The sequence below is a fragment of the Myxococcus sp. CA033 genome, assembly GCF_013336625.1.
GTDB lineage: Bacteria > Myxococcota > Myxococcia > Myxococcales > Myxococcaceae > Myxococcus > Myxococcus llanfairpwllgwyngyllgogerychwyrndrobwllllantysiliogogogochensis.
Genome location: NZ_JABUMU010000005.1, coordinates 1 through 12,102, shown reverse-complemented (window position 1 = coordinate 12,102; position 12,102 = coordinate 1). Strand labels below are relative to the sequence as shown.

Sequence of the window (12,102 nt, the reverse complement as noted above, 5' to 3'; positions counted from 1 at the left end):
ATTCAATCTCTCCCAGTTCGATGCGGTAGCCACGCACCTTCACCTGGAAGTCGGCGCGGCCCAGGTACTCCAGCCGTCCGTCGGCGCCCCAGCGGACGCGGTCGCCCGTCCGGTACATCCGGGCTCCGGGCTGCGTGCTGAAGGCATCAGGGATGAAGCGCTCCGCGGTCAACGCGGGACGCCGCCAGTAGCCGCGCGCCACGCCCGCGCCGCCGATGAACAGCTCACCCACGACTCCCACTGGAACGGGGCGCAGGTGGGCATCCAGGACGTACAGGCGGGTGTTGGCGATGGGACGGCCGATGGAGATGGAACCGCTCGTTGCGTCTCCGGGAGCCACGGTGTGGACGCTGCAACCGACCACCGTCTCGGTGGGGCCGTACTCGTTGATGAGCAGGGTGTCCGGAGCGTGCTTGCGCCAGAAGGCCACGCCCTCGGCGGTCAGGGCCTCTCCACCGATGACGAAGGCCCGCGTGCGACCAGCCGCCTCACCCGGTGTGAGCTGGGAGGCGAGCAGTTGCAGGTGCGTGGGAGTCAGCTTCACGAGGCTGAAGTCGCTGCCCTCGCGCAAGGCTTCGCCCAGTCCCTCCACGCCCGCTTCCTCGGGAACGAGCACCACGGGTCTCCCCGCGATGAGCGGAGCGATGAGGCTGGTGACGGTCAGGTCGAAGGAGAGAGGCGAGTGGACCGGAGAGCCCGAGCCTTCGGCGATGCGGTACGCGCGCAGGGCCCAGGTGAGGTAGTTCACGACGCCCCGGTGCTCCACCATGACGCCCTTGGGGAGGCCGGTGCTGCCGGAGGTGTAGATGAGGTAGGCGAGGTCGTCGGCGGTGGCCAGGGGGGCCGGAGCAGTCGTGGGCTGCTTGCCCGCCGTGACGTCCCAGTCGTCGTCGACGCGGAGGACATGGAGCGCGCTCGCGGGCAGCGCGTCCGCGAGCACCGACTCGGTGAGGACGATGGCGACGTGGGTGTCGTCCAGGAGGAAGGCGATGCGAGAGTCGGGCAGGGCCGGGTCGAGAGGGAGGTAGGCGGCACCGGCCTTGAGCGCGGCCCAGAGGGCGACGACCATCTCCGGCGAGCGGCGGAAGTACAGGCCCACCCGTGAGCCTCGCCCGACACCCAGGTCGCGCAGCGCGTGGGCGAGCTGATTGGCGCGGGCCTCCAGCTCACGGAAGGTGAGCTGAGCGTCGCCCATGGACACGGCGAGCGCGTTGGGAGCGCGAGCGACGGTGTCCTCGAAGAGGGCGTGGACGGTGGTGTGCGCGGGGAAGTCCGCATGCGTGTCGTTCCACTCCACCAGGACGCGGTGCTGCTCGGCCTCGTCCATGAGCGGAAGGGACGCGACGGGGGCATCCGGTTGTTCCACCGCCGCGCGGAGCAGCATGAGGAAGTGGGACGCCAGTCGAGAGATGGTGGCCGCGTCGAACAGGGCCGTGGAGAACTGGAGCGAGCCCTGGAAGCCCGACGGCGTCTCGCTGAGGGAGAGGTCGAGGTCGAACTTCGCGACGGCGTTGTCGAAGTCGACGGGAAGGACGCGCAGGCCGGGAAGCTCCAGGTCCCCCATGGGGGTGTTGAGGAGCGAGAAGAAGACCTGGAACAGGGGAGAGAAGCCCAGGCTGCGCTCGGGCTGCAGCTCCTCGACGAGTTTCTCGAAGGGCACGTCCTGGTGCTCGTACGCCTCCAGCGTGGAGGCGCGCACCTGGGCGAGGAGCACTCGGAAGGAGGCCCGCGAGTCGATGCGCGCGCGGAGCACGAGCGTGTTGACGAAGAAGCCGATGAGGGGCTCGGTCTCCGCGTGGTTGCGGCCGGCGATGGGCGAGCCGACGGTGAGGTCGTCCTGCCCGGAGTATCGCGAGAGCAGGAGTTGGAAGGCCGCCAGCAACGTCATGAAGGGTGTGGCGCCTTCACGTTGGGAGAGCGCCTTGACGGCCTCGGAGAGCCGCGCGCCGAGGGAGAGCGGATGGGACGAGGCCGTGCGCGATTGAACCGCGGGACGCGGCCTGTCGGTGGGCAGCTCCAGCAGCGCCGGAGCCCCCTGGAGGTGCTTCTTCCAGTAGTCCAGCTCCGTGCGCAGCGCCTCGTCGCGCAGCCAGCCGCGCTGCCAGGCCGCGAAGTCGGCGTACTGCACGAGCAGCGGAGGCAGTGAGGCAGGCACGCCGGACAGGTGCGCCGCATAGAGCGCGCCCAGCTCGCGCACCAGCACCCCGGTGGACCAGCCATCCGAGACGATGTGGTGGACGGTGAAGAGCAGCAGGTGCGCGTGCTCCTCCAGTTGGACGAGGCAGAGGCGGAAGAGGGAGTCCGAGGTCAGGTCGAACGGGCGAGCGGACTCCTCCAGGGCAAGGCTCCGCTCCTCGAAGGAACGGGAGGTCGGGTCAAGGTGACGGAGGTTGATGCACGGAATGGTGACGGGAGAAGCCGTGCGAATTCGCTGGAGGGGCTGCCCGTCGACGGAGGCCGTGAAGGTGGTGCGCAGCACTTCATGTCGTGCGACGACCTCGGAGACCGCGCGCTCGAGGGCGGCGACGTCCAGGGTGCCTTCGAGGCGCAGGGCGATGGGGATGTTGTAGAGGGAGCTCCCCGGCTCGAGCTGGTCGATGAACCACAGTCGCTGCTGTGCGAAGGACAGCGGCAAGGCCTTGGTGCGAGGCATGGGCGTCAGGGGAGGCGCCTTCGAGGTACCTCCACGGGAACTCGCGTCGATGCGCGCCGCGAGGGACGCGACAGTGGGAGCCTCGAAGAGGGCTCGGAGGGGCAGCTCGACCTGGAAGGCCGCGCGGATGCGCGAGGCGAGCTGGGTGGCGAGGAGCGAATGGCCGCCGAGCGCGAAGAAGGAGTCCTCGGCGCCGACGCGCTCGATGCGCAGCAGCTCCGCCATGAGGGCGGCCAGCGTGCGCTCGGTGTTGGTGCGAGGCGCGACGTAGGTGTCGGTGAGAACAGCGTCGGGGGCCGGCAGGGCGCTTCGGTCGAGCTTGCCGTTGGCCGTGAGGGGCAGGGCCTCCAGCGGTACCAGGACGGCGGGCACCATGTACTCGGGCAGCCGCGCCAGGAGGAACGTGCGCAGGGCCGCGATGTCCACCGTCTCGCTGGCGACGACGTAGCCCACGAGGTGCTGGTTGCCCGGCGAGTCCTCTCGAACCAGCGCGACGGCTTCACGAACGTCGGCGTGCGCGAGGAGCGCGGCTTCGACTTCACCCAGCTCGATGCGCTGGCCGCGCAGCTTCACCTGGAAGTCGAGGCGCCCGAGGTACTCCAGGGTGCCGTCAGCGAGCCAGCGCACCTTGTCGCCGGTGCGGTAGATGCGCGCGCCAGGCTCGGTGCCGAACGGGTCCGGGATGAAACGCTCCGCGGTGAGGTGCGGGCGGTGGAGGTAGCCGAGCGAGAGCTGGGCACCGGCGAGGAACAGCTCGCCCGGGACCCCCGTGGGGACGGGCTCGAGGAGCGCGTCGAGGACGTAGGCCCGCGTGTTGGAGACCGGCCTGCCGATGGGAATGGCCGCGCGAGACTCCGACGGTGAGGCGAGGGCGAACGTCGAGTCGATGGTGACTTCGGTGGGGCCGTAGAGGTTGACGAGCAGGGCCCTGGGGAGCGTGGCGTGGAGGCGGCGCGCGAGTTCGGAGGGCAGGGCTTCGCCGCCGCAGAAGAGGAAGCGGAGGTGGGAAGCCGCGCTCGCAAGCCCTTCCTCGTCGAGGAGGAAGCGCAGCAGGGAGGGGACGAGCTGGAGGACGGAGACGCGGTGTCGCAGGACGCTGGCCAGGAGCGCGGCCGGGTCGCGGTGAGCGTCGGTGGGAGCGAGGACCAGGGGGAGTCCCGCGAGGAGCGGCGCCCAGATTTCCCAGACGGAGGCGTCGAAGCTGAGCGGCGTCTTGAGGAGAACCCTGTCGCCGGGCAGGAGCGGGAAGGCGGAGAGCAACCACGCCATGTGGTTGGCGAGTGCCTGATGCGAGACGAGCGTGGCCTTGGGCTGGCCAGAGGACCCGGAGGTGTAGATGAGGTACGCCGGGCTGGAGGGAGCCACGGCCACCTCGGTGTCGAAGCGTCTCTCGCCGTCATCCCCATGCGCGCCCCACTGCGGGTCGAGGGAGATGACGGTGGGGCCCTCGGGCAATGCCGCCTGGAGGTGAGGCTGGGTGAGGAGCACCGGGGGCGCGGCGTCCTGGAGCATGAAGGCCAGTCGCTCACGGGGATAGGCCGGGTCCAACGGGAGCCACGCGGCGCCCGCCTTGAGGATGGCGAGCAGGGCGACGGGCAGCTCGAGTGAGCGCTCCAGGAAGACGGCGACGAGGGAGCCCGGACGGACACCCGTCTGGAGGAGCCGGGCGGCGAGACGGCTGGCGCGGGCCTCGAGCTGGGAGAAGGAGAGGGTGCCATCGTCCGAGATGACCGCGGTGGCGTGCGGCATGAGCCCGGCCCACACGGAGACCTGTCGATGGATGGGGCTGTCGAGCGGGAAGTCGATGCCGGTGTTGTTCCACTCGACGAGGAGGCGCTGCCGCTCGGCGGCGTCCATGAGCGGCAGGGAGGAGACAGGCACCTCCGGCTGGGCCACGGCGGCGCGGAGCAAGGTGAGGAAGTGCGTCGCCATCCGCGCGGCGGTGGCCGTGTCGAAGAGCGCGGTGGAGAACTGGAGCGCGCCCTCGAAGCCCGTGGGGAACTCGGAGAGGGTGAGGTCCAGGTCGAACTTGGCGAGCAGCCCCGTCGGCGTGAGCGGGCGCAGGCTCAGGCCGGGAAGCTCCAGGTCGCCGGTGGGCGCGTTGAGCAGCGAGAAGGTGACCTGGAAGAGCGGAGAGAAGCCGAGGCTGCGCTGAGGCTGCAGCTCCTCCACGAGCTTCTCGAAGGGCACGTCCTGGTGCTCGAACGCGCCGAGGGTGGAGTGCTTCACCTGGGTCAGCAGCTCGGAGAACGTCACGCGCGGGGCCACCCGGGCGCGCAGCACCAGGGTGTTGACGAAGAAGCCAATGAGGTCCTCCGTCTCGGCGCGGTTGCGTCCCGCGATGGGTGAGCCGACGACGACATCGTCCTGCCCGGAGTAGCGCGCGAGCAGGAGCTGGAACGCCGCCAGCAGCGTCATGAAGGGCGTGGCCCCATGGCGCTGGGAGAGCGCCTTGATGGACTCGGACAGCTCGGCTCCGAGGGAGACAGGGTGGAGCGCCGCCTCGCGTGAGGCCAGTGCGGCACGGGGCCTGTCGGTGGGCAGCTCCAACAAGGGGGGCGCGCCGGCCAGTGCGTCACGCCACCACGCGAGTTGCTCCTCCAGGGCCGCGTCTCGCAACCAACCGCGCTGCCACACGGCGAAGTCCGCGTACTGCACGGCCAGCTCCGACAGGGGAGACGGAAGGCCCTCGCGGAAGGCCGCGTACAGGGTGACCAGCTCGCGCACGAGGACGCTCATGGACCACGCGTCGGCGACGCCGTGGTGCAAGGTGACGAGCAGCACGTGCGAAGTCGTGGCCCGCCGCAACAGCGTGGCGCGCAGCAACGGACCGCGTGCGAGGTCGAACGGGCGCAGGGCCTCTTCCGACGTCAACCGCCGCGTCTCGCGGTCCCGCTCCTCGGGCGCGAGCGACTCCAGCCCCACCACGGGCAGCGGGAACGGCGCGGCCGGGTGGACGCGCTGGATGGCCTTTCCGTCCACTGCGTCGAAAGTGGTGCGCAGGGACTCGTGGCGCCGTTGCAGCTCGGTGAAGGCGCGCTCCAGCGCGGGGACCTCCAGTGGCCCCTCCAGCTCCAGGGCCGTGGGGATGTTGTAGAGCGAGCTGCCGGGTTCGAGCTGGTCGATGAACCACAGCCGCTGCTGGGCGAAGGACAACGGCAGGTCTCCCGTGCGCGGCGCGGGAGTCAGCGCGGGGGCTTTGAGGGTGCTCGCGCCGGCCTGGGCCAGCGTGTCCAGCCTCAGGGCCAGCCGCGCCACGGTGGGGGCCTCGAAGAGCTCGCGCAGGGGCAGCTCGACTCCGAAGGCGACCTGCACGCGCGAAAGGGCCTGGGTGGCCAGCAGTGAGTGGCCGCCCAGCTCGAAGAAGTCGTCATGGACGCCGACGCGCTCGACGTGCAGCAACTCCTGCCACAGCGTGGCGAGCCGCGACTCCGTCTCACCTCGGGGCGCGACGTACTCCCGGACCTCGGTCTCGCCCGTGCCTTCGGGCGGAGGCAGGGCGTTGCGGTCCACCTTCCCGTGGGCCGTGAGCGGCAGCGCGGGCAGGACGGCGATGGCGGAGGGCACCATGTGCTCGGGCAGCCGCTCCTTGAGCGCCGCGCGCAGCGAGGCCGGGTCGACCGACTCGTCCTCCTCGGCCACGACGTAGGCCACCAGTCGGGTGAGGCCGGGAGCATCCTCGCGCACGACGGCGACGGCCTCGCGCACGGAGGGGAGCCGCGAGAGGACGGACTCCACCTCACCCAGCTCGATGCGGAAGCCGCGCAGCTTCACCTGCGAGTCGAGGCGGCCCAGGTAATCGAGCGTTCCATCGGCTCGCCACCGCGCCCGGTCTCCGGTGCGATAGAGCCGCGCCCCGGGCACTCCGGAGAGTGCGTCCGGGATGAAGCGCTCGGCGGTGAGCGCGGGCTGTCCCAGGTAGCCTCGCGCCAGACCGACGCCACCCACGCACAGCTCGCCGGGTACGCCGACGGGCTGTGGGCGCAGCGAAGCGTCCAGTACGTACACCTGGAGGTTGGCCCAGGGGCGACCGATGGTGAGGACCTGTCCGGCCGTCAGCGGCTCGGTGATGGACGCGCAGACGGTGGTTTCGGTGGGGCCGTACGCGTTGAGGAAGCGCACGTGCGGTGCCCAGCGACGCACCAGCTCCGGCGTGCACGCCTCGCCTGCGGAGACGAGCGTCTCCAACGAAGGGAAGTCCTCGGGCGACAGTTGCGCGAGGACCGAGGGGGTGAGCGTCACCGCGGTGATGGACTCATCCCGGGCCAGCGCACGCAGGGGTGCTCCGGGCAGGAGTCGCTCACGCGGCGCCAGCACGAGGGTGGCACCCGAGAGCAACGCGCCGAAGAACTCCCAGACCGATGCATCGAAGCCAGCGGAGAAGAACTGGAGGACGCGGCTTCCAGTGCCGAGCCCCATGGCACGGCCTGTCTGGAGGGCCGTGTTGCACAGGCCCCGGTGCTGCAGGAGCGTGCCCTTGGGCCTGCCGGTGCTGCCGGAGGTGTAGATGATGTACGCGAGGTTGTCGGCGGTGGTGGCCGGCTCGGGCGCGCGGGTGGGCTGTGCGGCGATGAGGTCCGCCTCGGCGTCGAGCAGGACGAGCTGCTCGCTCCCCGCCGGGAGTTCGTCGGCGATGGCCTCGGTCGTGACGAGGACGGGCGCCGCGCAGTCGCGCAGCATGAACGTGAGGCGCTCGACGGGATAGCTGGGGTCGAGCGGGACGTAGGCTCCGCCCGCCTTGAGGATGCCGAGGATGGCGACGGCGGTGTCGAGCGAGCGCTCCACGCAGAGGGCGACGGGCACATCCTCGCGGACGCCGAGGCCCCGCAGGTGGTGCGCGAGCTGGTTGGCGCGGGCGTCGAGCTGCGCGTAGGACAGCTGCTGGCTCTCGAAGCGCACGGCGATGGCGTCCGGGGTGCGAGTGGCCTGCGCCTGGAAGAGCTGGTGCGCGCCGACGTCACGCGGGAAGTCGTGCGCGGATGCGTTCCAGTCGACCAGGAGCTGGCGCTGCTCCGCCTGGGCCATGAGGGGCAGGTCGGAGATGGGCGTGCCGGGGTTCGCCGCCGCGGCCTCCAGCACCACGCCGAGGTGACGCACGAGCCCATCGATGGTGGCGGCCTCGAAGAGGTCCGTGCGGTACTCGCAGGTGCACTCCAGCCCGGCCTCCGTCTCGACGATGGCGAGGGTGAGGTCCAGGCGTGAGGTGCCGGACTCCGAGAACTCGGGGCGCAGCGTGAGGCCGGGCACCTCCAGCGCAGCGGCAGGCTGGTTCTGCAACACCAGCTTCACCTGGAACAGGGGCGTATGGCCGAGGCTGCGCTCGGGGTTGAGGGCCTTGACCAGTTCCTCGAACGGCAGGTCCTGGTGCGAGTGGGCGCCCAGCGTGACGTCGCGCACCTGGGCGAGCAGCTCGCGGAAGGTCATCCCCGGCGTGGTTCGCGCGCGCAGGGCGAGTTGGTTCACGAAGAAGCCGATGAGGCCCTCCGTCTCCACGCGGTTGCGGTTGGCGATGTCCGTGCCGACGACGAGGTCCGCCTGCCCCGAGTACCGCGAGAGGACGAGGTCGAAGCCAGCCAGCAGCGCCATGAAGAGGGTGGTGCCCTCACGGCGGGAGAGTGCCTGGAGCGCCGTTGCCAGCGCGCGCGGCAGCGTGCGGGTGAGGGTGGCGCCCTGGAAGCCCTGGATGGCGGGCCGAGGGAAGTCCGTGGGGAGTTCGAGGAAGCGGGGCGCACCCTGAAGGTGCTCGCGCCACCAGGACAACTGCGCGTCGAGCGCCTCGCCCTGGAGCCAGCCGCGTTGCCACGCCGCGTAGTCCGCGTACTGGATGGACAGCTCGGGCAGCGGAGAGTCGTGTCCCGCGCGGAAGGCGGCATATAGCGCGGCGGACTCGCGAACCAGCACGTCGACGGACCAGCCGTCCGAGACGATGTGATGCAGGGTCAGCAGCAGGACGTGCCGCGACTCGGAAAGACGGAGCAGCGTGGCGCGCAGCAGCGGCCCGCGAGTGAGGTCGAACGGACGCCGCGCCTCTTCGCGAGCGAGGCGCCGGGCTTCCGCTTCACCTTCATCACCGGGGAGCGCGGAGAGGTCCACGCGAAGCAGCGGAACCGGGGCCGCTGGATGGATGATTTGAAGTGGACCCTCGCGGAAGGTGGTGCGGAGCACCTCGTGGCGGCGCACCAACTCGGTGAAGGCGTGCTCCAGCGCGGGGACGTCGAGTGTCCCCTCCAGCCGGAGACCCACGGGCATGTTGTAGAACGGGCTGTCCGGCTCCAGCTTGTCGAGGAACCACAGGCGCTGCTGGGCGAAGGACAGGGGCAGCTCGCCCGAGCGAGAGACAGGCTGAAGCGGCGGGGAGTGGCGCTCCACCGCATGAGTCGAGGACTCGAGCCGGCGTGCGAGCTGCGCGACGGTGGGCGACTCGAAGAGGACGCGCAGCGGGAGCTCCACCCCCAGCACGGAGTGGATGCGTGAGACGATCTGCGTGGCGAGCAGGGAGTGGCCGCCGAGCGCGAAGAAGCTGTCCTCGACCCCGACGTGCGCCACGTCCAGCACCTGCTCGAACAACCGCGCGAGCTGCTCCTCCGTCCGTGAGCGCGGCGCGATGTAACGAAGGACAGAACCACTCTGGGCCGGCGTGGGGAGGGCCTTGCTGTTGAAGGAGAGAAGGACCTGCTCGAGTTCCTCTCCCGTCAGCAGGGAGATGGAGGCGACGCGCGCCTCCGGGGCAGCCATCAGCGCCTGGAGCGCCACGCCCCAGTGGTGAAGGAGGCGCTCGGGGATGGATGGCGCGAAGCGCGCGGCGTCGAACAAGAGGCGCAGCTCCAGCGAGTCCCCGGGAATGACGTACGCCTCCAACGGCGTGTCCGTCTGGTCGAGGATGGTGAAGTCGCGGATGCCCAGCGCCTCTCCGGCCGAGTTGACGGCGGCATCGACGGGGAAGTTCTCGACGATGAAGAGGGACTCGAAGAGGGGCGTGCCACGCGGCACGTCGCTCCACCCGTGCAGCCGCACGAGGGACGTGTGCTCGAACTGGCGCAGTTCTAGTTGCTGGGTGTGGAGCTGCTGGAGCCAGGAGAGCGTGGTGGTGTCGTCGTCGACGAAGACACGGACGGGCACGGTGTTGATGAAGAGCCCGATGGCGCGGTCGATGCCGGAGACATCGGCGGAGCGACCTGAGGTGGTGGCGCCGAAGACGATGTCCTTCTCACCGGTGTGACGTGAGAGCACCAGCGTCCACGCGGCCTGGACCAGTGCATTGAGGGTGAGGTGGTGCTGGCGGACGAAGGCCTGGAGGTCGGTGGTGGTCTGCGCGGGAAGGTGGAGCTGGAGTCGCTGACGCTGGAGCACCGAGTCCGGGCTTCGGGGAAGCGCACCGGGCAAGGGCGTGGGCGCGGTGAAGCCACGCAGCGTCTTTCGCCAGTAGCGCTCCGCGGGCTCCATCGGCTGGCGTTCGAGCCAATTGATGTAGTCGCGGAAGGTCGTCGCTTCACGCCGGATCCACACCAGTCCCGCGCGAACCTGCTCGTAGGTGGTGAAGAGGTCCTGGAAGAGCAGGCCCATGCTCCAGCCATCCATCAGCATGTGGTGCATGGTCCCGAGGGCTCGCCAGGACTGCTCACCGGTGCGGATGACCGTCAAGCGCAGTAGCGGTGGCGTGCGCAGGTCGAATCCGCGAGCGCGGTCCTCGGAGAGGAGGGCCTGGAAGCGGGACTGCTGCTCTGCTTCCTCCACTCCGCGCCAGTCGAGTTCCTCCCAGGGCAGGGCAGCACCGGGGTGGACGAGCTGAAGGGGCTCCTGAGAGCCGCCCGTGAGGAAGGACGTGCGCAGCAGGGGCTGTCGCTGGATGACAGCCTCCCAGGTGCGCCGGAACGCCCCCAGGTCCAGGGCGTCACCGAAGGTCCACGTCAACTGGGTGACGTAGACGCCGGAGCCCGGCGCGGCGAGGGTGTGGAAGAGCATGCCCTGCTGCAAGGGCGACAACGGATAGAGGTCCTCCACCGGAGTGCCTGCTGTGACGAGACGGTCGGCGATGGCCTGCTTCAACCGGCTCAGGACGACGTCCGTGGACTCGTGCCACTTCGAGTCCGTCGACGTGCGCAGGGTGAGCGCGAGCAGCGCGGCGTCCGACTGCTCGGCCCAGGCGCCGCCCTGGAGCTGTACCACTCGGGCCAGGGCTTCCAGCGTCGGGTGTTGGAAGAGCTGCTGGGTCGTGAGCTGGACGCCCGCGTTGCGTGCGCGGGAGACAATCTGGATGGAGAGGATGGAGTCGCCACCCAGCGCGAAGAAGTTGTCATGTCGCGTGACGCGCGGCACGCGCAGGGCGTCGGACCAGATGGCGGCGAGGACCTTCTCCTGAGGTGTCCTCGGCTCGGAGTCGTCGGCGACGGCGGACTGTGGACCCCGGCTCTGCGGCGCGGGGAGGGCCTTGCGGTCGACCTTGCCATTGGGCGTGAGTGGCAGCGCGGGCAGGGCGACGAAGAGGGACGGCACCATGTGCTCGGGCAGGTGCCGTTGGGCGAAGTCGCGGAGCGCGGAGGAGTCGAGCGCGAGGCCGGGCTGAGGGACGAGCCAGGCGACGAGGCGTCCATCACCGGAGGCATCGAGGTGGACGCCCGCGACGGCCTGGAGGACGGAGGTGTGGCGTGAGAGGACGGCTTCGACTTCGCCCAGTTCGATGCGGAAGCCGCGCAGCTTCACCTGGAAGTCGGCGCGGCCGAGGAAGTCGAGCGTGCCGTCAGGGCGCCAGCGAGCAAGGTCACCGGTGCGGTAGAGGCGCGCGCCAGGGATGCCGGAGAAGGCGTCGGGGAGGAAGCGCTCGGCGGTGAGGTCGGGGCGGCCGAAGTAGCCGCGCACGACACCTTCGCCCGCGATGAAGAGCTCGCCGGGCGAGCCGATGGGGCAGGGCTGGCCGGAGGCGTCGAGGGCGAAGAGACGGTTGTTGGTGAGGGGCGTGCCGATGGGAAGGGTGGCTGCGCCTTCGTCGGCGGGGGAAGCGGGGTGCGCGGAAGACCAGACGGTGGTTTCCGTCGGGCCATACATGTTGAGGAGGGAGGAGTGGGGGAGCGCGGCGCGAAGCTGGGATGCGAGAGGGCCGGGAAGCGCCTCACCGCCGACGAGGAGGTAGCGGAGGGAGGAGAGCGCGGCGACGGAGTCCGCGGCGAGCACCCTGGCGCGAGCGAAGGACGGCGTGCACTGGAGATGGGAGACGGGGTGGCGGCGGAGGACTTCGGGCAGCGTCAGCGCGGTGCCGAGGCGAGAGGCGGCGCGCTCGTCATGGAGGACGACGTGGAAGCCTCGGCAGAGCGTCCAGAGCAGCTCGAGGACGGAGATGTCGAAGGAGATGGAGGTGACGGCGAGCCACGTGCCGGGAGAGGTGCCCAGGCGGTCATCCATGGCCGCGAAGAAGTTGGCGGCGGTGCGGTGAGGCACCATGACGCCCTTGGGCC

1 protein-coding gene is annotated in these 12,102 nt (G+C 70.3%); it reads right to left on the bottom strand.

Features of this window, described 5'->3' with window-relative positions:
- On the bottom strand, positions 1-12,102 hold a 12,102-nt coding region (locus HUA78_RS15220), incomplete at both ends, for a non-ribosomal peptide synthetase (RefSeq protein ID WP_174476568.1).